Source organism: Marinomonas rhodophyticola (assembly GCF_026113935.1).
GTDB classification, from domain to species: Bacteria; Pseudomonadota; Gammaproteobacteria; order Pseudomonadales; family Marinomonadaceae; genus Marinomonas; species Marinomonas rhodophyticola.
The window spans coordinates 140,845-162,649 of record NZ_JAPEUL010000004.1 but is presented as its reverse complement, the minus strand read 5'-3'; the positions used below and the strand labels follow the sequence as shown (position 1 = coordinate 162,649).

At 44.0% G+C, this 21,805-nt stretch carries 23 protein-coding genes; 2 read left to right on the top strand and 21 right to left on the bottom strand.

What is annotated here, in order from left to right; translation table 11 throughout:
- Nucleotides 1–3: 3 nt before the first annotated feature.
- Both ONZ52_RS01400 and ONZ52_RS01395 read right to left on the bottom strand, forming a co-directional pair.
- Nucleotides 4–807 carry an efflux RND transporter periplasmic adaptor subunit gene (locus ONZ52_RS01400; RefSeq protein ID WP_265216850.1) on the bottom strand — a complete coding sequence of 268 codons (804 nt, stop codon included), beginning with the start codon at nucleotides 805–807 and terminating at the stop codon, nucleotides 4–6.
- Nucleotides 770–1,213: an efflux RND transporter periplasmic adaptor subunit gene (locus ONZ52_RS01395; RefSeq protein WP_265216849.1), complete on the bottom strand. Its 444-nt coding sequence runs from the start codon at nucleotides 1,211–1,213 to the stop codon at nucleotides 770–772. Before ONZ52_RS01395 ends, ONZ52_RS01400 begins: the two co-directional genes overlap by 38 nt.
- A gap of 425 nt (nucleotides 1,214–1,638) precedes the next feature.
- Between ONZ52_RS01395 and ONZ52_RS01390 the strand changes: the two genes are divergently transcribed.
- A complete protein-coding gene (locus ONZ52_RS01390; protein ID WP_265216848.1) occupies nucleotides 1,639–2,040 on the top strand; it encodes a hypothetical protein in 402 nt (133 codons plus the stop codon).
- A gap of 283 nt (nucleotides 2,041–2,323) precedes the next feature.
- Here ONZ52_RS01390 and ONZ52_RS01385 read toward each other — a convergent pair whose 3' ends face one another.
- The 9 genes from ONZ52_RS01385 to ONZ52_RS01345 all read right to left on the bottom strand — a co-directional run bounded on the left by ONZ52_RS01385 (nucleotide 2,324) and on the right by ONZ52_RS01345 (nucleotide 10,648).
- On the bottom strand, nucleotides 2,324–3,154 hold the full coding sequence (locus ONZ52_RS01385; protein WP_265216847.1) for a fumarylacetoacetate hydrolase family protein: 831 nt from the start codon (nucleotides 3,152–3,154) through the stop codon (nucleotides 2,324–2,326).
- Between the two features lies 1 nt (nucleotide 3,155).
- Complete coding sequence (locus ONZ52_RS01380) at nucleotides 3,156–4,067, bottom strand: VOC family protein (protein ID WP_265216845.1); 912 nt, start codon at nucleotides 4,065–4,067, stop codon at nucleotides 3,156–3,158.
- On the bottom strand, nucleotides 4,064–4,828 hold the full coding sequence (locus tag ONZ52_RS01375) for an FAD-dependent monooxygenase (protein WP_265216844.1): 765 nt from the start codon (nucleotides 4,826–4,828) through the stop codon (nucleotides 4,064–4,066). The genes ONZ52_RS01380 and ONZ52_RS01375 overlap by 4 nt, the downstream gene beginning before the upstream one ends.
- Nucleotides 4,818–5,621 (bottom strand): FAD-dependent monooxygenase, encoded by an 804-nt coding sequence (locus ONZ52_RS01370; protein ID WP_265216843.1) that lies wholly within the window; start codon nucleotides 5,619–5,621, stop codon nucleotides 4,818–4,820. The genes ONZ52_RS01375 and ONZ52_RS01370 overlap by 11 nt, the downstream gene beginning before the upstream one ends.
- Before the next feature lie 87 nt (nucleotides 5,622–5,708).
- Nucleotides 5,709–6,149, bottom strand: coding sequence for a GlcG/HbpS family heme-binding protein (locus ONZ52_RS01365; protein WP_265216842.1), 441 nt, complete (start codon nucleotides 6,147–6,149; stop codon nucleotides 5,709–5,711).
- Between the two features lie 65 nt (nucleotides 6,150–6,214).
- Nucleotides 6,215–6,874, bottom strand: coding sequence for a glutathione S-transferase family protein (locus ONZ52_RS01360; protein WP_265216841.1), 660 nt, complete (start codon nucleotides 6,872–6,874; stop codon nucleotides 6,215–6,217).
- Nucleotides 6,875–6,943: 69 nt separating this feature from the next.
- Nucleotides 6,944–8,404 (bottom strand): carotenoid oxygenase family protein, encoded by a 1,461-nt coding sequence (locus ONZ52_RS01355; RefSeq protein ID WP_265216840.1) that lies wholly within the window; start codon nucleotides 8,402–8,404, stop codon nucleotides 6,944–6,946.
- Between the two features lie 72 nt (nucleotides 8,405–8,476).
- On the bottom strand, nucleotides 8,477–9,586 hold the full coding sequence (locus ONZ52_RS01350; protein WP_346433221.1) for an MFS transporter: 1,110 nt from the start codon (nucleotides 9,584–9,586) through the stop codon (nucleotides 8,477–8,479).
- 150 nt (nucleotides 9,587–9,736) lie between these two features.
- Nucleotides 9,737–10,648, bottom strand: coding sequence for a hypothetical protein (locus ONZ52_RS01345; protein ID WP_265216838.1), 912 nt, complete (start codon nucleotides 10,646–10,648; stop codon nucleotides 9,737–9,739).
- Between the two features lie 346 nt (nucleotides 10,649–10,994).
- Here ONZ52_RS01345 and ONZ52_RS01340 point away from each other — a divergent pair, with 346 nt between their 5' ends.
- Nucleotides 10,995–11,945, top strand: coding sequence for a LysR family transcriptional regulator (locus ONZ52_RS01340; RefSeq protein ID WP_265216837.1), 951 nt, complete (start codon nucleotides 10,995–10,997; stop codon nucleotides 11,943–11,945).
- Nucleotides 11,946–12,048: 103 nt separating this feature from the next.
- Here ONZ52_RS01340 and ONZ52_RS01335 read toward each other — a convergent pair whose 3' ends face one another.
- The 10 genes from ONZ52_RS01335 to ONZ52_RS01290 all read right to left on the bottom strand — a co-directional run bounded on the left by ONZ52_RS01335 (nucleotide 12,049) and on the right by ONZ52_RS01290 (nucleotide 21,620).
- A complete protein-coding gene (locus tag ONZ52_RS01335) occupies nucleotides 12,049–12,795 on the bottom strand; it encodes an SDR family NAD(P)-dependent oxidoreductase (RefSeq protein ID WP_265216836.1) in 747 nt (248 codons plus the stop codon).
- A complete protein-coding gene (locus ONZ52_RS01330; protein WP_265216835.1) occupies nucleotides 12,792–13,763 on the bottom strand; it encodes an NAD-dependent epimerase/dehydratase family protein in 972 nt (323 codons plus the stop codon). Before ONZ52_RS01330 ends, ONZ52_RS01335 begins: the two co-directional genes overlap by 4 nt.
- Nucleotides 13,764–13,777: 14 nt before the next feature.
- Nucleotides 13,778–14,761 (bottom strand): fumarylacetoacetate hydrolase family protein, encoded by a 984-nt coding sequence (locus tag ONZ52_RS01325; protein WP_265216834.1) that lies wholly within the window; start codon nucleotides 14,759–14,761, stop codon nucleotides 13,778–13,780.
- An 11-nt stretch (nucleotides 14,762–14,772) separates the two neighbouring features.
- Nucleotides 14,773–15,351 (bottom strand): cupin domain-containing protein, encoded by a 579-nt coding sequence (locus ONZ52_RS01320; RefSeq protein WP_265216833.1) that lies wholly within the window; start codon nucleotides 15,349–15,351, stop codon nucleotides 14,773–14,775.
- 91 nt (nucleotides 15,352–15,442) lie between these two features.
- Nucleotides 15,443–16,573, bottom strand: a complete 1,131-nt coding sequence (locus ONZ52_RS01315) for an FAD-dependent oxidoreductase (protein ID WP_265216832.1) — start codon at nucleotides 16,571–16,573, stop codon at nucleotides 15,443–15,445.
- A gap of 23 nt (nucleotides 16,574–16,596) precedes the next feature.
- Nucleotides 16,597–16,968: a Rieske (2Fe-2S) protein gene (locus ONZ52_RS01310; protein WP_265216831.1), complete on the bottom strand. Its 372-nt coding sequence runs from the start codon at nucleotides 16,966–16,968 to the stop codon at nucleotides 16,597–16,599.
- On the bottom strand, nucleotides 16,968–19,367 hold the full coding sequence (locus ONZ52_RS01305) for an efflux RND transporter permease subunit (protein WP_265216830.1): 2,400 nt from the start codon (nucleotides 19,365–19,367) through the stop codon (nucleotides 16,968–16,970). Before ONZ52_RS01305 ends, ONZ52_RS01310 begins: the two co-directional genes overlap by 1 nt.
- Nucleotides 19,364–20,101 carry a WD40/YVTN/BNR-like repeat-containing protein gene (locus ONZ52_RS01300; protein WP_265216829.1) on the bottom strand — a complete coding sequence of 246 codons (738 nt, stop codon included), beginning with the start codon at nucleotides 20,099–20,101 and terminating at the stop codon, nucleotides 19,364–19,366. The genes ONZ52_RS01305 and ONZ52_RS01300 overlap by 4 nt, the downstream gene beginning before the upstream one ends.
- Nucleotides 20,056–20,448, bottom strand: a complete 393-nt coding sequence (locus ONZ52_RS01295; RefSeq protein WP_265216828.1) for a beta propeller repeat protein — start codon at nucleotides 20,446–20,448, stop codon at nucleotides 20,056–20,058. Before ONZ52_RS01295 ends, ONZ52_RS01300 begins: the two co-directional genes overlap by 46 nt.
- Nucleotides 20,449–20,456: 8 nt before the next feature.
- Nucleotides 20,457–21,620, bottom strand: coding sequence for an MFS transporter (locus tag ONZ52_RS01290; RefSeq protein ID WP_265216827.1), 1,164 nt, complete (start codon nucleotides 21,618–21,620; stop codon nucleotides 20,457–20,459).
- Between the last annotated feature and the right edge of the window lie 185 nt (nucleotides 21,621–21,805).

Here is a 21,805-nt window from a genome sequence, read left to right as displayed (position 1 = left end):
GTATTACTCCGACAGAGACGTTTGTGAATGGCTAGGAGACAGTTTCATATCGTTAGCTTGAGATGGCGCAATGTCTTGAGTTGTACCATCACTATTAATGGAGACTTCTACAGGAGTAACTGCAACGCCCTCTGACAAATTCTTCTGCCCATCAACAATCACTTGTTCGTTAGCAGAAATCCCTGAACGTACAATCCAATTATTCTGATAACTACCATAGGTTTTTAAGCTAACTTTTTTAGATTTGCCGTCGCTATCAACGACGAAAGCGGAAAATAAACCATCGGCGCCATGAGACCCTGCTCTTTGAGGAATAAGAAAGGCTTTCTGACTACCAAGTTGCAATATTCCACGTACAAACATCCCAGGCAGAATGATATGATCGGGATTATCAAACTGGAAACGGACGGTTACCGAACCAGTGGAAGTAGAAACCGTTGGTGAATAAGTAACCAGTGCACCAGAACCTTCTAAAATATCATTGTCGCCGACCTGTAACTGAGCAGAAAGTTTCTCTCCAGTCTGTACGGCACCTTGCTCGATCTGACGACGAAAACTCAACATATCTTCTACAGGAGCAACCATATCAATAAAAATAGGATTTAGTGTCGTCACTGTTGTAAGGGAATCAGTTTGTCCTGAAGAAACCAAATCACCAAGAGAAACATTGGAGACGTCTACAATCCCGTCAATAGGCGAAACAATAGTCGTCCAGCCCAATTGTATTCTTGAATATTTCAAAGCTGCTTCTGCAGACAATAGCGTCGCTTTAGCGGAAGCGAGCTTCAGATTCTGCCGTATCAACATCAGCAGCTGTATAGCCTGAGCCTTCTAGTTTTTTAGCTCTATTATAAGCGGACTGTTTAACTGGTAAATTTGCCTGAGCCTCCGCAACAGTGGCCTCATCGGCTGCCACTGTTGCTTGATAACTTGAATCATCTAATCGAAAAAGCGGGTCACCTTTTTTAACTTCGGCACCCGCTTTATATAATTTATCAATGACAATACCAGTCACTCGAGGTCGAATATCAGCTTTTTCATAAGCAACAGCCCGACCTGGAAGCTCAACGATAATTGGCACTTCCTGTTGCTTCACTGTTATCACGCCTACTTGCTGGGGAGGTAAAGAAGGTGGTTGTTGAGCCAATGCACTAAGAGGTAGCGCTGCAAACAAAAAATTTACTAACAAGTGATATGGTTTAATTTGTTTCATACAAATTCCCTAAGTTAAAAAGGATCTATAGCTACCAACAACATAAATTAATGAGTCATAGATGATTAAGAAGATCATACGGAAAAGAAAAATATTGCACAATGCGCAACATTTTCATTGCAGGCAATAATTGTCATTTATATTTTTAATTCCTTAAAATATGCACTTTTTTTTATTTTTTAAAATAACCTAGAGAGCTGTTAACATAACGTTATTTACTATTTGGCGTACATTAAGAGAGATAGCGATGTTAGGTCTTAGAGAGCGTAGGCGTATTGAGATGGCTCGCGATATACATAAAGCAACACTTAAGCTCGCTTGCAAAGATGGCTTTAGTGCTGTTACAACCCAGTGCCATAAGTAAATATGTTGGTATTAGCCATAGAACTTTTTTCAATTATTACGAAAATAAAGAGTCCGCTCTGATGAGTGGAGTACCTGACATATCAGAGGAATCGATTGAACGTTTCTTGAAAAGTGAACTTCCTATAAAAGAAAACCTTCGTCTATTAATGTTTGATTTCATGCAAGCTGCAACAACAAATAAAGAGGAACTACTTATTGTATTAGAAATTGTTCGTACCCATCCCAAGGCAGGACAAATTCAGTTAGCCAGAATGTCAGAAGCAAGGAGTCATTTAAGCCAACTACTCGCGATGAAGATCGAAAACAGCTCGGCATTGGTACTCGATATCTTAGCTGAAATGCTTTTATTCAGCGGATGGACTGGTATTTTACGTTGGTTAAAGGAGCCAATAGAGCTCGAAGAAGCATTTGATGTTTCTTGGGAAGCGCTAGGAGAAGTCACCAAGATTTTAACCGTTTAATTATCTAAAGAACTTGAAGGTGTTAAAAAAATTGACGACTTTCGTTCATGAAGCAATTGTCTTTATTCGCTATCTGCATGCTTTAACCACCCTCACTAATCACAATAACACCATCTACAACAATATTTAGCCCAAAAATAAAGCCACTCACTAGTCACACTGGCGAGGGGCTCCAGCTCTGGTAGTCAAGTAAAACATTGATTACAAAACATAAAGAGCCTCAGGTGAGACTCTTTAAACTTCACAGATTAATATAACAGGATGCAGGTGATTACCTTACACACTATTCTTGGCCGATCGTATTGATGAGCGTACCCATAGGACCAATTTCAACCTCAATTATATCTCCAGGTTTCATCCAGACTGGAGGTGTACGTTTTGCGCCAACGCCACCGGGTGTGCCACTGACAATGACATCTCCAGGGGATAATGGAGTAAAGGCTGAGACATACGCAATAATCTGAGCAATAGGGAAAATCATGTCGCCAATCGGTTGATCTTGCATGACTTCACCGTTTAAGCGTGTAATAACATGGACGTGTTCTAGGTTGCCTGCCTCATCTGGAGTCACCATGTAAGGGCCAAATGGCCCAGTTGTTGGGAAGTTTTTTCCCGGTGTGAACTGTCTTGTATGCCATTGCCAATCTCGTATAGAGGCATCGTTAAAACAGGCATATCCTGCCACATGATTCATTGCTTCCGCTTCGGCAATGGCGCGACCACCTTTGCCAATGATCACGGCAAGTTCTCCTTCATAGTCTAAGCTTGTGGATACGTTAGGCATCAGAATTTCTGATTTATGAGCCGTTAAACTGTCGGCAAAGCGTATAAATATAGATGGATTAGCCACTTCATCGCGTCCGGTTTCTTTGCGATGTGATTCATAATTATGGCCAACACAAAATATTTTATTCGGATTGGGAATCACAGGAAGTAAGGTGACTTGTGAATAGGCAAACGTTTCGTGTGTTTCTAGCGTTGTCAGTGCATTGTTGGCTATCGCTGTTTTCAGATCCGTGGGAGCTGACGCAGTTTTTAGGTCGTATACGATATCGTTTTCTAAACGACCATAACTTGCGGTGCCATTTGGACGTAAAAAGCTGAGATATTTCATATTATTGGCTCTCTTTATTTGTGTTTTTTATCCGTTGTTCGGGTTCCCATTGGCGGCGAAATCTGAAGTTCTCTTCTGCTTGTCTCAAGCCTTGGAAGTCTTTGTCAGATGTTCCCCATTGGTCGATTCGGTTTGCCGGCCATGTCCAATCTTCAGGCGCTCCCACAGGGTAGTCTTCGGTTATTTTTTCAACGGCAGTGGAAAACTCAATAACAGCGCCAAATGGTGCAATAAAATAAGCAAATACATTGGCACCAGGGCCGTGGCGACCAGGTCCCCAAGCGGGTGTCATTTGGTGATCTCTGAGTCGGCCAATGCCGCGCATGACGCCATCTAGGTCCGCCATTTCAAAAGCAATATGGTTTAGTGAACTAAAGCCTGCTCGAGCAAAAGCGGTGCTGTGATGTGAGTCGTTACAGCGTACAAACACCATGCCTTTGGTACGGTCTGAAACACGGAAGTTAAGTACTTCCTCTGCAATGTCTGCGGTTTTTTCTGCATCTGTTGAATTGAACACCACATGGGTTAATTTGACGGGAAGATCCTGCCCTTGCATGGCTGGAACATCCGTTGCCCCAACGAGAAAGCGAAATAATTCCCCCTCTGGCAGTTCGACAATGACACCTTCACCACCGCCTAGGTCAGCTGATACTTCACGTTTTGCCTTCAAACCACGCTCATGAGACTTTGTCACAATGTGCTGCAGTTCTTCTTCATTACAAACAAAGGTCGTTGAGCGTACAAAGCGATCTTCACCTTCTTCTAAGGCGACCAAGTACGGGAAGGTGCCAGCGCCCCGAATATAATAGGTGTTGCCTTTTTGGCCTCCAGAAGCAGCACCCCAGATGTCTATTAGAAAGTCATGGGCCTCTTTGGCTTTGGGTAAAACGAGTTCAACACTGCGTAATTTCATGCGCTTTTCTCCAAGTTAACATTCATCTGCATATGGTCTAATAAAGAAGTGAGCAAACCCGATACGTCATTCAGTGCCGTTCCGTAAACATAGAAATCAGGGCGAATAAGTACGCTATCGACTTCCGCTTCTTTCAACCAATTTAAAATGGCGCCCTTGTCGTCCAGTGTAGTGACGTCAGTAATGCTAATGTCATAACGGGGCATGTTTTGGTCTATGAAGTGCTTGGCGGCCTTTACTGCTTTTTTGCCTGTCACAAATAACCGCCATTTTTCTTTGATCACGTTGTCCATTAAATTCCCATTAATGTGAGGCTGGATAAAACGTACTCCGGCTTTCGTCGTTTCTGTTGCAATCACTCCTGACTGAATCGCTGGTATTAACTCTGCCGCGGTATTGGGGAGTTCGTTTTGCGCTGCTTTTCTTCGCACTGTGGCGTCACGTTCAGAGGCTTTTTGAGGATCCAAAATGCAGATATATTTTCCTGCCTCTATGGCAGAGGAGATAACAGATCGAACGTGAGGATCCCGCTCTATTTGGTAGGTATCCAATAAGGCTTCGTGACTTAATCCCTGCGTAATCGCTGACATTTTCCAGGCCAGATTAGCGACATCTCGCAATCCATGGCACATTCCTTGACCGAAGAAAGGCGGAGTTTGATGGGCTGCGTCACCCGCCAAAAATACCTGACCAAGCCTCCATTGTTCTGCAATCAGACCATGAAAACGATAGGTTGCGGCACGAACAATCTTATGCGGCACACCGTTTAAATACGGTCCTACGAGTCTCTAGAACTTTATCTGGCTGCATCATTGATTGATCATTTTCCCCAGGCAGCAGCATCATTTCCCAGCGGCGATGATTACCACGACCTGGGACAATCGTGATAGGGCGTTTGGGATCACACAACATGACTGAAAGTTGTTGTAAATCTGCTTCGTCTGGCACGCCAGTAAAGTTGGGAAACTGCACGTCTCCGTCTACTTGCGCATCCACCACTAACCAAGGCTCTTCGAATTGCAAATCCTCAAGTTTGATGCCTAAGGATTTGCGCACCTTACTGCTTGCTCCATCACAGGCAATCACCCAGCGCGTTTTTTCGCTTGTGACTCCGCTTGATGTTTTTATATTTAGCGTTACGCTTGAATCTGTCTGTGTCAGGCTGTCAAATTCAGAGCCTAACCGTAAAGCAACATTAGAGTATTGCTTAAGCGCTTGACGCAGATGATTTTCAAGCTCTGGCTGGTAGAAAAAATAATCATTAGACCAACCATATGGACGAGGTTTACCCACCGTCCCCATATAACGCATGACGCCGTAGTCTGCACCAATATGTAAATGACCCTGAGTGTCACGCATGTCATTTAGCACATCGTTGATGACTCCCGCGGACTGAAATAAACGCATCATTTCATGGTCAAGATGTACTGCTCGAGGTAAAGGAAATGGATTAATTTCTTTTTCCAGAACCAAGACTTTTAATCCAGATTTGCCAAGTAAATTGGCAGCCAAAGCACCTACTGGTCCACAACCAATAATCGCTACATCGAACATGGAGTAACCTCATAAGACAATAAAAAATGAAACAAAAGAACGTGTGTACCCGATCATGAATCACTAGGTATCACGCATACCAACGCTTCAACTGACAATACCGTTGGCAGCGATAAATCCGTTTTCCTCAATACCTGAGATGGCACATATTTCGTCGTTCTCACCGATATCACCGGAAATGCCAATCGCGCCGATAATGGCTTTTTCATGATCCAGAATTAAAACCCCGCCAGGGGAAGGCACCATTCGGCCCTGACTGATGGTGGTTAATGTATTGATGAACTGAGGGTTCTTCTGGCTGCGTCTGGTTAATTCACTAGAACCGAACCCCATTCCAAGGGATCCCCATGCTTTACCAAAGGCAATATCAAATCTCGCAATCCCGGCACCATCTTCGCGTTTAAAAGCAATTAAATGTCCACCTGGGTCTAAAACGGCTATGGCGAGCGGGGAAAAGTTGTTTTTCCTCGCTGCTTTTAAAGCGGAATCTATAATGTTTGAAGCATTAATTAGTGTCAGTGAACTCATTTTGGGGCCTCTACTTAATAGAAAAGTAAACGTTTTAATAGAAAAGTAAGCGTTCTAATTTCAAGTCACACAAACATGGCAAGCATGCCTAAGTGGGAGTCAGGACGAGGGATGGTAAAACTAACGTGTTTCCAATCGTCCGCAGCGGGGCGTTCTAGGCATTTGTGTAGCCAAGCTTGCATATTGGGCCAAGCAGAAATATCAATATTGGCCGTAGGAACTAAGGTCATTACTGCCGCGACATTTAAATCCGCTGCACTAAAGCGATCGCCTAGTATGTATTCTTTATTTTCTAGGTGTTTGTTTAACACATCCCAGGGACGCGATAGCTTTTTCACGGCTAGGTTAAACTCTTCAACATTGCGTGATTCTGGCGCAAACAGTAAATTATTGGCCGACGCCAGTAACAAAGGTTTTTCTATTTCGGTGATGGCCCAAATGGTCCACTGCATCATCAATGCGTCTTCTTGCAAACTTTGGGGCGCTAGCTCACCGCCGACTTTTTTGGCCAAATATAAATTGATAGCCAGCGATTCGAATAAGGTAAGACCACCGTCTTCAAGAGCGGGAATACGGCCATTGGGATTTATCTTTAAAAATTCAGGACTATGGGTGCTGCCATCTAAGAAATTAGTTGGCTCATGATGAAAATCTATTCCCAGCTCTTTTAGCATCCAAGCGCAACGGTTGGCTCTTGAATGCAGGGATCCATATAACGTTGTCATAAGAAACTCCTTAATGATGGCGTTATTGCGTCCTTAACGTAGAGGCAATAACGCTGTTAATTGTTGTTTTTATTTCTGTGTGGACGGAACCCAAATGCCATGGAAGCCTTCGTGCACACGACAGGGAAATTTCACGATGGCAACAGGGCCTTGGCTGAGATTTCGAGCGTCTAAAATCACCAAATCAGTACGGTTTTCATCCCGTCGGCCAACCATAGATAACAGCCAACCATCACCTTCTTCAGCATCTGGGCTGCGCGGAACGAAGCAGGGTTCTTCTGGGGAAGAGTTTGGCCCGGCATAGTAAAAGTCGAGCTTGTTTTCTTGCTCGTCGAAATGGCCAAGACAGGTAAATGGAGGCCCCTTCGGACCAGGTTCTAGCATTGGTCCTAATTCTGTATTATTGGTGCCAAACCAAAAATGACGCGTTCTGCGCATGGCAAAACGGGCATCGATAACGGGCATTTCGCCAATGTGATTAATGAAGCGTTTGATTTCAACGGAATCGCTATCATTACTAAGGTCTACAGTCCAGCGTTCACCGAAAGGAGGTAATTCATGAGCATCTGGATTATGAATGTCAGGAAATTGGCTTAACCAGCCGGACTCGGTGACAAATTGATCCAGTATCAGTTTAGAACCGTCTTCCCAAGCATTAAATGTGTGGGTTTGCATGACAGACTTATTGACGTTAAACCAGCGAATTGCTTTTACACCACGGTCTCGAGGGATCACTCCGACATGGGTTGTCTTGCTGCTATCCCAATGCCAGTAAGGTTCACCTTGTTTTACTCTGTCCCAATCACATACCATCGGGCAAATGACGAAAGCGATATAGTTTTCTGAGACTAAGAAGTCGTGCACCATGGAACAGTAAGGCGCTTTGAATCTTTCAGAGCGAGTGAATTTGCCTTCTTTGTTGATGATGTAAATTTCTATTTCATCACTGGCTACCCCTTCGCAGTTATAAGCAAAGGCAATGCATTCTCCGGTTTTTGGATCAAATTTTGGGTGCGCAGTGAAGGTTTGGCTAGTGAGCTGCCCATCAAAATCGGTTTCACCTAGGGTAGTTAAATCATCTGGATGAATTTCATAAGGACGCCCCGACTCTTTCAGTGCGTACAATTTTTTGTTAAGCAACATCACTGACGTATTAGCCGTATTGTGGTCTTCTTCTCTCACCGCGTCTGAGCTGGTAAAAGGGTTACGGTATGAACCAAAAAGTGCGCGACGGGCTTGTCTTTCAAGCTCAAACTTTTTGGTGCGAACAAACCTAGTGGTTAAGTCTGCATGGCCTTGCTCAAATCTCACCATATGTACCATACCATCCCCATTTAAGAAGATGTCATTAGGGTGGCGTGGTCTATATGTGTGATCAGCACTGTTTCGGTAATAGGTTCCCTCTAATTCAGCAGGGATACTACCTATGACTTCAAGGTCATGCACATGTCCTTCTATACGAACAGGAGCTGCGTAACCTTTAAAAGTCAACTCATCAGGAAATTGCATTCCAACGTTATTGTGACTCATGATTTTACTTCCTACTTCAATTACCATTGTTATTCATGACTTTTATATTTGCGTAAACTTGGCCTGCTTGATCTACACCATGCTTGGTATACTTACCGTAACATCCGCTTTTTTTAATAGGCTCTGAGCCTTTATCACTAAGGTCACTGCGATGGCGCTAATGATGACAGTTGCCCAAGCTAGTCCCTGATAGCCAACCGTCGCAACGATAACGCCGCCCAGTAGAGGCCCTATTGCGGACCCAATCATCATCATGGCTGGTGTAGCCGCTACTGCGCGACCAGTTGGATCTATTCTGGCCAATAGGCCAAACACAAAAGTGTGGGTAAAAATTACGAGCGTGACGTAAAACGCGACGGGAATGGCATACAACAAAAAATTGGATGATGCATGCGTAATAGACAAGGCAAACAGGGCTTGTAAACAAGGGCCAGCAATAGCAACCTTGATAGGTGATAACCTCTTTTGCAGTAATGAGGCAACTATCCCAGGGGTTAAGTTGATGAAACTCATGACAATTAAAACGGTTTCCACTTGCTTTCTATCAAAATTGTGCAAGTCGCCAATCCTGTCAACAAATGAAAACACCATTGCTTGATTCAATGTTAGACAGCTAACAACACAAATAAACATCCATACTGCGGGTTTGGATAAAATTTTTGCGGTGACTTTATTCGCTTGATTTTCATCTTTATTATGATTTGTTGTTTCATCAGAAACCTTAGGAAAAAAGAAAAACATAACGATAGCGGCGCATGCCATTAGGGCAAAAAAGGCAATAAAAATAGCTATGCCACCAATTTGTTTTGTTGCCTGAGGAAGCAGTGCAAATAGCACAATGGCTAAAACCCCTAAAGCAACATTTACTAAGCCAAATAAGCGATGAGGATTCTCTGTTTTTCCTATGGTTCCATGAACGGATGAAAGGGCTGCCCCCGCCCCCAACCCCGCAATGACATGTAATATTATGAGCATCGAAAAGCTTTCTGAAACTACAGACAGTTTTGATGCCGTAAAGAATGAAGCCGATGCAACTGCAAAACCAAAGGCTGCAACATAGCGATGGTTGAGCCGAGTATATTTAGGCGATAAAATAATACTTGAGATCACGATACCGACAAGAAACAAAGTCACAGTAAGCCCAGCTTGCTGTGGAAGTAAGTGGTAATCTTGCATTAACACACTTATCCAAAGGGGAGCGCGGCTAAATCCACCATACCAGCCATATGGCCTATCCCCAGTACTATTTTGCTTTGTGTACTATTTAATTTGATCATTTTTATTCTCTCTTATTATTGTTATTTGAAGTGTTAAATCATTGCCGCACCTAGCTTATAAATTCCAAGTGGCTGTTAAGACAACGGCTTCAATTGAGCGGTTTTGTTTAAGACCTTGATGACGTAAATAAGACAATTCATATCGATTGCCAGATTGTTGCATGATGGATATCCCCCCACCGAAGACGGCGTATGTTGGTTCATCAACGTATTCGTCTAAGTCGTTGACGTATTCTTGCTCTATGCCGATAACAACACTTGGCGATAAGGTGTTTGGTCGAGCTTCTTTTTCAAAACGTAAATGCCCCCAAACCGTGCCATAATTTTCAGTACTACCCACTTCACCGGAAGAGACCGTGCCAAAACTGTCCGCTGTTGCTTCAAGGAAATTGCGTTGGAATTGCATGCCTAAAACAGGATGTAATACCCAGCCTTCTGGGATTTTGTCGAAATCATTATTGTGGTAATTACCAACGAGTTCCGACTGTAGATAAAAGTGATCATCGCCAGGTTTATGTGTCCGTATGAATGGGCCAGCGGCCACCTTCAGTTCTTGTTTCCCCCAAGAATATTCTGTACGTAATGTGGCCCCCCAGTGATCGCTGAACTTATTGATCACATCAAAACGTAAACCAGCACCATGTCGCTTAATGGTTCCCGCGTCCACAATATCTAAATCCGTTTGTTCACCAAATACACCAAAGCTCAACATGGTATTGACATCAAGAAAGCGTATGTACTGAGCATCCATCCTTCCAATATCACCATCTAGTTGCACTTCATTATCGCCACCATTGGATAAAGTGCCGGTAACATTGAAACGCAGAAGAGATCTTCCATCCGACAACATGTGTTGAACAGTAAGAGGCGCTACAATGTCAGAGGTATCATCTTTATAGTCTGCACTAGATGAAGCGGATTTGGCTTTGCCTATAGTTGTTCTCGCTTGCCCTATACGCCACTGCACGCCACCAAAGGTATCGCCATTGCTAAAAGAGACTCATCAGTCCAGCTTGTCCAAGGTTCATTTGCGCTTGTATAGAAAGAGGGAGTGAGTGTGTATCACGGGATGTCTCTTCACCAATCGCATGAGGCATGATGAACATTGCTGAAGTTGCACTAGTGTAAAGAGCTAGTAACTTATATTTCATTTTCATAATTTCACCTGCATTTTTATTTTTATTATTTGAGTTGTGATTAGTTATTAATCACAGCGCCACTATAATGCGTCTGAATTAAAGTGATGAAACAGATTGTATTAATGATTTCCATTGATATTATTAATACCTATAGTTGGAAGTTAAGGAGCTCCTATGCGTCTAGATAAATTTGACTTGAATTTATTGATTGTGCTTGATGTATTGCTTGAGAAGCGCAATGTCACGAGAGCAAGCGAGCACTTGCATATTGGGCAGTCTGCTACGAGTGCCGCATTGGGGCGATTACGAGAGTATTTTGATGACAGCTTACTGGTGCCCGTTGGACGCACGATGGAACTCACACCACTAGCAAAAAGCTTGGTAGTACCTGTTCGAGATACCTTGATGCGAGCAAGGGCAACCATTTCTTTACGCCCCGTTTTCGAACCAGAAAACATTGTGCGTAATTTTACCGTGGCTGCATCAGACTACATGATCGATATATTGATCGCTCAGTCTTCTAGAGAGCTTGCTAAGAGTGCGCCTAGTATGCGGCTGGATATGATCATCCCACCAAAGGATGTATTTGATGCATTTGAGCGAGGTGAAATTGATTTATTATTTTTACCAAAGCAGTATTCAGATCGATTTCAACACCCTCAAACAGAAGTATTAACCGATATTCAAACATGCATGGTGTGTGAACACAGTGAACTCAATGAACTTAGCATGGAACAATATTTGGATATGGGGCATGTTGCCATTCGTTTAGGTGATGAACACAGTATTACCCATGAAGAATGGTTTTTACCGCGTTATGGTAAACAGCGTAGAATAGAATGTACGGTAGACCATTTTAGTTCCGTTCCTTTATTAGTAATAGGAACAAATCGCATTGTGACCTTACATAGACTTATTGCTGAAGAAATGGCTCAACGCTTCCCAGTTAAATTGCTGCCAGCGCCATTTGAAATGGAACCTGTGACTGAAATTATGATATGGCCACGTTACCTCAACGACGATCCAGCACATATGTGGCTAAGAAATACGGTTTTAGCACAAGCAAAGAAAATGCTAAACAAACCAGTCGATACTAGTAATGAAACTGTCGGAACTAATAAATAACACAATAAATGATTTGATTGCTTATTTTTCCCAAACGAAGAGCTATACCTAAAATAGATAGTTCTACCTGATCATTCACTAGATATCGACAGACTTTGTCAGACTAGCCTCCATCACTAATCACAGTACCACCATCTACAACGATATTTTGCCCAGAAATAAAGCCACCCGCCCTACTTGCCAGCATCACCGCGACACCGGCAATTTCCTCTGGTTCCCCCACTCTACGAAGTGGAGTGGCGAGTAATCGGCGTTGCATAAACTGCTCGTTTTCAAGTAATTCTGTGGCTAACGGTGTTCGGATCAATCCGGGAGAAATGGCGTTCACTCGCACGCCTTTAGGCCCCCATTCGACGGCTAGATTGCGCGCTAGCTGCGCCAATCCGGCTTTAGATAAACCATACAGGCCAATGGCTTTATTGCCTCTTAGTCCAGCAATACTAGACATTAAAATCACCGATCCTTGACCTCGTTCCGCCATATCAGGAATCAGTGCAGAGCAAAGTCGTAATGCACTTTTTAAATTGATTGACATGACCAAATCCCAGTCATCATCAGTGATTAACTCTATTGGCCCAGCCGGCCCTTGTACGCCAGCATTCGACACAAAAACATCAATACGACCGTAAACCGCTTTGGCTTGTTCAACCAGCTTATCTATGTCCTCGTTACAACTTAGATCACAGGCAATAAAAAACGCCCCACTTTTTTCGGTATTCGAATCCGTTCTATCTGATGCAATTACCTTGGCGCCATGAGCGATCATGGTATCGACAATAGCCGAACCTAGTCCACCGTACGCGCCTGTAACCAGTACCACCTTATCTTGTAGCGAAAATAGTGAACTCATTGTAATAAAGCCCGCTCTACTAACTGATGTAAACTCCCATCATGTTGAAAACCCACTTCATCGGCAGCAGGAGTTTCTAGCGGTGGAAAGCGTCCAAACAAGTTTTCGATCATGGAATTTGGCTCATAGCTCACCAGTTCTTTCGCGTTCTGCTGATAAACCGAGCCGATAGCATCGACCATGTCTGCCATGCTGAAACAGAGTGTCGGTAAGGTAAAAGTCCGATTCTCTTTTAATTTGCTCTCTTCTACCGCTGCGCCATGGATAAGGTTTTCGACTATATTTGGCAAAGACGATGCCCATGTTTTTGCTTGTGGAGACATGGGGCAAACGAAAGTATGCCCCTGAGAGACTTCACGAATAATATCGCTCAAAAAAGCCGACAATTGACCCGTTTCTGCTGGCGGGCGAGCCAACACTCCGGGTAAACGTAATGAACGCCCATCGACCCAGCCTCGGCGACTAAAGTCGTTGATCATCACCTCGCCCACGACTTTGTGCGCGCCATAACTCATCTGAGGTTTCAGTGGCGTATCATCGGTGACCAAATCTGGCATGGTGCCGAAAACCGCAATGCTACTAGCGAATACCAATACAGGTTTGTGCCCTGTCGACTCGGTTTGTGCTTTGCAGATTTCCAGCAAGGTCATGGTGGCATCAATATTGACACGACGACCGAGCTGATCATTTTTTTCCGCCATGCCACCGGGAATACTGGCCAGATGGTAAATAACATCCATGGGGAAACGCCCTAGAGTGTCTTTCAACCATTGATCGTCTGCAAGATCGCCGCTCTGTTGCTCAACCACTAAATCCAGTGATGAACTATCCACAACAGGCTCATCAAACTGGCGATCTAATAAGGTCAAACGCGAGACCTTGCTTTCTCCAACTCGGCCTTGTGAAAGAATATGGTTTGTCAGTGCTTGTCCAACAAAGCCATTTGCGCCCGTAATTAATACATGCATCTGACAACCCTTATTTATTTGTTCGCGATGACTTTTTGCGCGATCACTCCGAAAGGACCATCACGGCCATCATCAAATTTGGCTTGCATACGGACAGTGTCACCAAAACGCATATACTGAGTTTTGATTTCACCAAGATCAATTTTCTCAATCACTCTTCGCTCTGCTATACACGCTGATCCAGCATCACGGGATTTATTAGAAACCGTGCCAGATCCGATCACACAACCTGCGCTTAATTTGCGCGTTCGTGCTGCATGAGCAATCAATTGCGGAAAAGAAAAGTTCATTTCGCTGCCATGAGGCTCGCCAAAGCGCTCACCATTCCAGGTGACATTAAGATGCATATTAAAACGGCCATTTTTCCAAGCCTCACCCAATTCATCTGGGGTAACAGCAACTGGCGCAAAACTGGATGACGGCTTGGCTTGTATAAAACCAAATCCCGTTGCCATTTCACGAGGTCCAAATGAGCGTAAACTCCAGTCATTAATCTGCACCAACAAACAAATCGCCTGAGCCGCTTCGTCCAGAGTCGCCGCCATAGGAACTGGCCCAGTAATCACCCCAAACTCGCCTTCAAAATCGATACCATCCTCTTCACTGGGCATAAGAATGTCAGCGGTTGGCCCTTGAAAATCATCGCTCGCCCCTTGGTACATCACCGGAATCGTGTCGAAATCGGGAATAGGTTTGGTATTAAACGCCTCTTCCATCAATTTACCGTGATTGATAAACGCAGAACCGTCTAACCATTGCGGGCTTCTTGGCAAGGGTGCAAGGCAAACAGACGAATCGAAATCAAAGGCTGTATCTACTTTGTCTGCATTTAATAAATCGTACAAAGCCTGAAGATCCGCTACTTTTTCTTGCCAGTTTTGTACCGCTGACAATAAGTTAGGCGCGATAGCCGTGGCATCCACCGCTTTGGTTAAATCTTTTGAAACAACAACAAGACGACCATCTAAGGTGCCATTGGGTAAGGCTGCGAATTTCATTATATGACTCCTTATTTAGCCAAGGCGTTAGCCAATTGATCGTCGTACTGCCCACCGACGAGAATAAATAACATGCGACACATTTTCCCAGAACGATTCGCCCACGCATGGTTGGTACCACGCTGAACAACCACACTACCGGGTTTTAAAATGGCTTCGCCTTTGTCCACAATTAGGGTCAACTCACCCTCAATAACAATGCCGTAATCCACTGACTCAGTACGATGCATCAAAGGATGAGGCGAATCCTCTTTGACGGTAGAGGCATCTTCATCACCGACTTTGGAAAACATATCTTTCATCTTGCCTTTGCCCTGAGCCAAAAACTCCTCAGTGTCTGGCGGAATATCAACAAATCGAATTCGAGTGCCAGATTTCATTGGCGGCAAAACAACTGGCCCAAGAGTTGGGTCTGATTGTGTGTGAGTAATCTGAGCCGGAGTCTCGCTGGTATTCCATACTTCATGAAATCGAGTGCCCGGCACCGCTTCTAAATCCATTACAGTATTAAGTGGGCCATTTTCTAAAATAATCGCGTTACCCTGTTCATCATGTCCCGTGACCACACGGTAAATATCGGGAAAACTCATGGAAAAAACCTCTCTCATTATTAAAAGGTACATACGGAACAAATAAAAAAATGGCAGTGAACACAAGCGCATTACACTGCCCAAGGGAGTTTTAAATAGGCTGGCTTAACGCTATTAGAGACTGTCCCATAATTTTTGAGTGTTCAGCTTTATCGCCACCATTGATCTCGATATGGCACAAGCGAGCTGAGTTTTCGACCACCATGCGGCAACGATCCCAACGGCGATCATGAAATTTGTCCAACGCAGCTTGAAGGTCATCGTTCGCGGCTAATTCATCAGCCAAGACGATACCGCTTTCAATACCAATTCCTGCGCCGGAGGCAAGATGAGGGGTGGTCGCCGCAACCGTATCACCTATCATCACGAGACGACCTCTGTTCCAAGGGGCTGGAACCAACAAATTCGCAAGCGGACGGTAATCAATATTCGCTTCCGCCTTTAAGGCATGAGGAATCAATGCCTTAATGATTGGATTAGGAAACTGCGCCATCAAACCTGCAAAAACTTGTGGCCAAGTCTCTTTGTCGATGTGTTCTTTCGTCGGACGATCTTCGGTAATAAACATGTACATGTGAGTGTCGGATACTGGGTTTACACCAAGCTTAAGGTGATCTCCCATCCACATGGTCACGCGATTGATCTCTGCGGGACGAGGCATAATGGCACGCCATACCCCTTGCCCTATGTATTCTGGATCAGGCACTTCTGGGAAGAATTCTTTGCGTAGTTTAGAGTGTACGCCATCTGCACCAACAACAAGATCATAGTCGTGTGTACTTCCATCGGTAAAAGTGACAACGGCACCAGATTCAGTCTGTTGAATATCTGTATAGGTGCAGCCTAGGCGAACATTGACACCCGATTCAAGGGTTGCATTCGACATAATGCGAGCAAGAGTAGGACGGAAAATACCACCACTGCCGCCCACTGAAGAGCCAACAGGGCTTGGTGTTGGCAATTCCATAATTAAAGGGCCATGAGCTAAGTGAATCGCAACGCCATCGGTCACACACCCTTGTTCAACCACTTGCTGATAAATCCCAAGGCTTTCTAATGCACGCATAGACGCGCCATTGATGCTGATACCCGCACCCAACTCACACCACTCCGGATCAATCTCAACAAGATCAACTTGAATGCCATGACTGCGCATTCTGATTGCTGTGGCCATACCGGAGAAACCACCACCAATGACCAATACTTTGTTTACTGCAGCCATTTAATGACTCCTTATTTTTGTTGTTAGTAGAATGAATTAATGTCTGTTAATAAAATTGAAACCATGCCCATCGAATTAACAAAAACGGGGACTTTTTCTAATGTCTTACCAAGGCAAGGCCCCTGAATACACAACCCCGTGTCAGGTTCAAATAAAGCGCCATGAGCATGACAAGCCACATGTTGCTTTTTAGCATCCATGTAAGCATCTTTACGCCATGCCATGGGTGCGTTACGCACATGAGGACATGCATTGCGCCAACCATAAAATTCATTGTTAAATTTCACCACGAACAGTAAATCTTGCCCGGCTTCGTTTTCTAAAAAGCCTCTCGTTTCGCCTTCTTTAAGATCATCAACGTGACAAAGCTCAACGGTGTTTTCAGTCAACATCATCACAACACCTCATTTTTAACGTCGTCACTATTCGCGTATTTTGGCTTAAGCAGAAAATGCGCAAGAGCAGGTAACAAAACCAGCGCTCCTAACATGTTCCAAATGAACATAAACGCCAGTAATAACCCCATATCTGCTTGAAACTTAATCGGGCTAGCAATCCAAGTAATGACCCCAACAGCCAAGGTTACACCGGTTAACATCACCACTTTACCGGTGAAATTTAGCGCTCTTAAATAGGATTGAGATAAGCTGGTACCTTGACGTAATCCCACCAAGGTAATAGACAAAATATACAAGGCGTAGTCGATACCAATGCCAACACCTAGAGCAATAACGGGTAAGGTAGCGACTTTCACACCCATGCCTAATTGCACCATCAAGGCTTCGACCATAATAGAGGTCAACATCAAAGGCAGAAGCGCCACAACAACTGCTTTAAAAGAGCGGAAAGTAATAAGAGAGAGTAAAGCCACTGCACCATACACCAAGAACAGCATTTGATACCAAGCCGCTTTTACCGAGATATTAGTGGCCGCTTGAATACCAGCACTCCCTGCCGCCAATAAAAACTGAACATCGTCGGTATTATTGTCTTTAGCAAAAGCTTCCACATGATTAACAATGTTACTCAAGGTATCTGCTTTGTGATCTTGCAGATAGACATAAACCGTCAATAGATTACAGCTGCTGTTGTACAAACCTCTTGGTGCGCCCGCCGTGATGTAATTCAACATACTTTGATTAGGTAAAAATTCGTACCATTTAGGATTACCTTCATTTAAGCCAGACAACACACGACGAGATAATAGAGCCAAAGAATTTGTCGATTCCACACCAGGAAGCTGGCGTAATTGCCATTCAAGTGCGTCTATTTTCTTCAGAGTTTCGTATTGAGAACACTGACCGTCAGGGGTTTTTACCATGATCGCCATGACATCACTGGATGCACCATAATGCTGATTCATAAAAGCAATATCTTGATTATAACGACTGTCTTGACGTAACTCAGGCGCCCCTTGATCGAGATCACCGATCTTCAATTGGGTACTTAAAGAAAACGCCCCAACGGCCAGCACAGCACCTGCTATCAAGGCGCCAGTTGCCCATTTACGCTGGGTGAACTTATCTAAGAACAACCATAATGCTGGTATCTTTTTCGTACTGGTTTGATCAATATCATTCACCACACTACGTTGTGCGGCTTTTTTACCGACCCCAACATAAGACAGCATAATGGGCAAAAGAATAAGGTTAGTGAAGATCAGTACAGCAACCCCGATAGAGGCTGCAATCGCCAATTCTTGAATGACCTTAATATCGATCACTAACAACACAGCAAAGCCAACGGCATCGGCTAACAAGGCCGTCAACCCTGCAAGAAATAAACGTCTAAAGGTAAAACGTGCCGCCACTAGCTTGTCAAAGCCACGGCCAACATCCTGCATAATGCCATTCATTTTCTGCGCGCCATGGCTCATACCAATCGCGAAGACCAGAAAAGGCACTAAGATAGAGTACGGATCTAAGACATAACCTAGCGTAGGCAAAATACCCAACTGCCATACCACCGCTAATAAAGAAGCAAATACCACTAAGAAGGTTGAGCGTACACAACGGGTATACCAAAACACCATGATAGTCGCGATCACCACCGCCAATGCGAAGAACCACAAAACCGCTTGAACACCTTCAATCAAGTCCCCCATTACCTTGGTAAAACCGGTAATATGGATTTCCAAACCTTCTGCTTGATACTTAGCCCGTAGATCTTCAAGCACCTTGGAATACTTTGCGTAATCTAAGGCTTCGCCAGTGGCATCTTGATTTAATAATGGCATGTAGATGATAGTGGATTCTTCATCCGCGGCAATCAATTGACCAATTTGCCCAGAACGCGCTACGTTAGCTTTTAGAATTTGCAAACTAGCAGGAGAGCCATCATAACCTTCCGGAATGACAGGACCGCCATCCAAGCCTTCTTCAGTAACACCAATCCAGCGTGTTGACGGTGTCCACAGCGATGCCATTTGCACCCGATCCACACCAGGAAGGAGAAATATTTCATCACTAAATTGACGCAATAACTCTAAGTAATGAGCGTCATAAATACTGCCATTAGGATTCACTACGGCAATCCGTAACGCATTACCCAGACCCGTTAACTCATTTTCATATTTCAAATAGTTTTGAATATACTCTTGATGAGTAGGTAAGGTTTTTTCAAAGCTCGCATTAATAGTTAATTTGGTTGCTTGCCAGCCTAATATCCCCGTCACTAGAGCACAAATAATCATAACGACGAAACGATGATTGAATAACACTCGCTCAATAAAAGAGCCAGATCTAGGATCAAAGATCTCTTCAGGTGAGGCTAAATTAGTAGACTGTTGTTTCATTTGAAATCTCCAACATCAATGGAGACAGGTCCATGGATGCTTAAAGCAAGTACACTTCCATTTGCTTTTTCTAGCATATTAGTTAAAGGTGGGAGGCGCTTACGAGTAAGTGGAACCAATCGATTTTCTCTCAAGCCCAGCAATATTCCGGCTTGATTCGCCATGATGACCTGGCCATCAGAATGGATAAAAGAAGCCATAATCGACGAACTGATAGGGTTTTTAATCTCTTTCCAATCCTGACCATTATCATTGGATAACAAGGTATTACCGCGTAATCCAGCCAGTACTATCTCACGCTCCCCCAGTAACTGAGCGGTAAAAAAGCTACCCTCATAGGACGTTTCGATGGTTTCAAACGACGCTCCATCGTCCATTGAAAGCGTGGCAAAGCCTTGTTCTCCGACAATTAAAATACGCTCTCCAGATTGGCGTATACTGTATAGATGTAAGCCAAAAAGATTATTAATACGATCCATCCAAGATTCCCAAGTCTGGCCACCATCAATACTTTCAAAGGCAAAACCATAAGCACCAACCACCACAAGGTGATCTCTTCCAAGTACCAACAAATCTAGAAAAGGTTTGTCTGGGCCATCTGCAATCAGCAATTTGGCCTGACGAATTGATTCTTCGTCTTGAGATGTCTCAGCTTCTTGTAATAGCGTTTCTGCTAACTGACGACCATTTAGCTGTACTTTCCAATCCTTGCCCCCATTTGTCGTACGTAACACAATGCCACCATGACCAATGACGTAGCCATTTTGATCATCAAAAAACTTACTCCCGTCAACGTCACGCTGACGGGGGAAGACAACTGACGCCAGCTTTTGCCATCATCATCGGAGCGCAAAATCAAACCTCGCTCACCAACAGCAATAAAATGATCTCCGACAGATGTCACTGACAATAAAACAGAATGCGCTCCCAGATCAGAGACAATAGCAGGACGATCGATAGCATCGGCAACGGCTGCAATAACGCCTTCAATTCTAAAAAGTAAAAAAGCCATCAGAGTGAGCACCGTGAACTTAGGTAAAAAACTCACTATGCTCGGTCTCTCTTTCTTCTGCTTAGACATTATCCACCTCACGCCACAGACTCAGATTGAATAACATCTGCTCTGCGCTGAAAGACACGTATAAAACACACAAGTGAAATCGTACCGAACACCAAAGCGGCGATACCAATACCTTGATAACCAACAAATTTAATAATGGTACCACCCAAGATTGGACCAACTGCCGCTCCAATCATTAACATTGCAGGGGTTGCCGCCATGGCACGACCAGACTCATCTAAACGAGCTAATAAGCCAAAAACAAAGGTATGAGTGAATATCATCAAGGAGACAAAACAAGATGCTGAAGCGGCATAAAAAGCAAAGCTACTTGCATTCATCATAATATTAGACAAGATAATTTGTAGAACAGGGCCTGTGCATAAAACCACACGGGCAGAAAGACGTTTTTCAAAAATACCAGCGGACGCCGCTGCGACAATGTTAATCACTGTAAGTACGATTAAAACTAACGTCACAGAATCGGCGGAAAATCCTCTATCGTTTCCTACTCGTTCCATAAAGCTAAACGTCATGGCTTGAGTCACTGCCATTAAGCTAATGCCCACAATACCATACCAAACGCTAGACGGAATTTTCGTTACTACCTGTTTGGCATTCTCACTGTCTTCTTCATCAGGAACCAAAGAAGGAAAGGCAACAGCACAAACAAAAGCAGCAAACGCCATAATGCCACCAAAGATAATGAACAATGAATGTCCACCCACTGCCTTGGTAATATTGGGTGTTGCGCCCATAAAGACGAACGCCATAATACCTAAAGTGAGTCCGGCAATAGCAAACAATCTGTGCGGATTTGCTCCTCGAGCAAAGGTTCCATGGGCCATACTTAGCGCAGCACTTGAGCTAATACCCGCTAAAAGATGCAAAATAGCTAATTGCACATAGTCATTGGTTTGAGAAGCCGCAAAGAAACATAAGCCAGAGGTAAGAAAACCAACACTGGTAACCATACGTCGATTTAATGTTTTAAAACGAGGAGCGATTAATACACTTGCGCAAACAGCACCAATTAAAAATAACGTGACTAGGCCGCCCGCTTGCTGACTATCAAATTGATAAGAAGCAACTAAAATCCCTACCCACAAAGGTAACGCCACTAGGTCTAGCATGCCGGCACAATGGGAAACCATCAAAGCAAAATTGCCTTTAAATCCAAAACGATGGCTCATCGTACACCTCCCATATGAAAGGTCGCTTCTCTTCGATCCGTAAAGCAAAAAATCCCGTATCTCACAGATATCATCAACATACTATTACCATCCACTTTGTTTATTGTTATTTCGTGGTAGCGGCATAACACCACTTTCCAGCTTACTATGGCGCTGCGGTAAAACATTCTGCAACAGCGCCAAAA

Coding starts and splice junctions, on each gene's coding strand:
- ONZ52_RS01400 (WP_265216850.1), bottom strand. CDS start 807: ATGTTGATACGGCAGAATCTGAAGCTCGCTTCCGCTAAAGCGACGCTA.
- ONZ52_RS01395 (WP_265216849.1), bottom strand. CDS start 1,213: ATGAAACAAATTAAACCATATCACTTGTTAGTAAATTTTTTGTTTGCA.
- ONZ52_RS01390 (WP_265216848.1), top strand. CDS start 1,639: ATGAGTGGAGTACCTGACATATCAGAGGAATCGATTGAACGTTTCTTG.
- ONZ52_RS01385 (WP_265216847.1), bottom strand. CDS start 3,154: ATGAAATATCTCAGCTTTTTACGTCCAAATGGCACCGCAAGTTATGGT.
- ONZ52_RS01380 (WP_265216845.1), bottom strand. CDS start 4,067: ATGAAATTACGCAGTGTTGAACTCGTTTTACCCAAAGCCAAAGAGGCC.
- ONZ52_RS01370 (WP_265216843.1), bottom strand. CDS start 5,621: ATGTTCGATGTAGCGATTATTGGTTGTGGACCAGTAGGTGCTTTGGCT.
- ONZ52_RS01365 (WP_265216842.1), bottom strand. CDS start 6,149: ATGAGTTCACTGACACTAATTAATGCTTCAAACATTATAGATTCCGCT.
- ONZ52_RS01360 (WP_265216841.1), bottom strand. CDS start 6,874: ATGACAACGTTATATGGATCCCTGCATTCAAGAGCCAACCGTTGCGCT.
- ONZ52_RS01355 (WP_265216840.1), bottom strand. CDS start 8,404: ATGAGTCACAATAACGTTGGAATGCAATTTCCTGATGAGTTGACTTTT.
- ONZ52_RS01340 (WP_265216837.1), top strand. CDS start 10,995: ATGCGTCTAGATAAATTTGACTTGAATTTATTGATTGTGCTTGATGTA.
- ONZ52_RS01335 (WP_265216836.1), bottom strand. CDS start 12,795: ATGAGTTCACTATTTTCGCTACAAGATAAGGTGGTACTGGTTACAGGC.
- ONZ52_RS01330 (WP_265216835.1), bottom strand. CDS start 13,763: ATGCATGTATTAATTACGGGCGCAAATGGCTTTGTTGGACAAGCACTG.
- ONZ52_RS01325 (WP_265216834.1), bottom strand. CDS start 14,761: ATGAAATTCGCAGCCTTACCCAATGGCACCTTAGATGGTCGTCTTGTT.
- ONZ52_RS01320 (WP_265216833.1), bottom strand. CDS start 15,351: ATGAGTTTTCCCGATATTTACCGTGTGGTCACGGGACATGATGAACAG.
- ONZ52_RS01315 (WP_265216832.1), bottom strand. CDS start 16,573: ATGGCTGCAGTAAACAAAGTATTGGTCATTGGTGGTGGTTTCTCCGGT.
- ONZ52_RS01310 (WP_265216831.1), bottom strand. CDS start 16,968: ATGATGTTGACTGAAAACACCGTTGAGCTTTGTCACGTTGATGATCTT.
- ONZ52_RS01305 (WP_265216830.1), bottom strand. CDS start 19,367: ATGAAACAACAGTCTACTAATTTAGCCTCACCTGAAGAGATCTTTGAT.
- ONZ52_RS01295 (WP_265216828.1), bottom strand. CDS start 20,448: ATGTCTAAGCAGAAGAAAGAGAGACCGAGCATAGTGAGTTTTTTACCT.
- ONZ52_RS01290 (WP_265216827.1), bottom strand. CDS start 21,620: ATGAGCCATCGTTTTGGATTTAAAGGCAATTTTGCTTTGATGGTTTCC.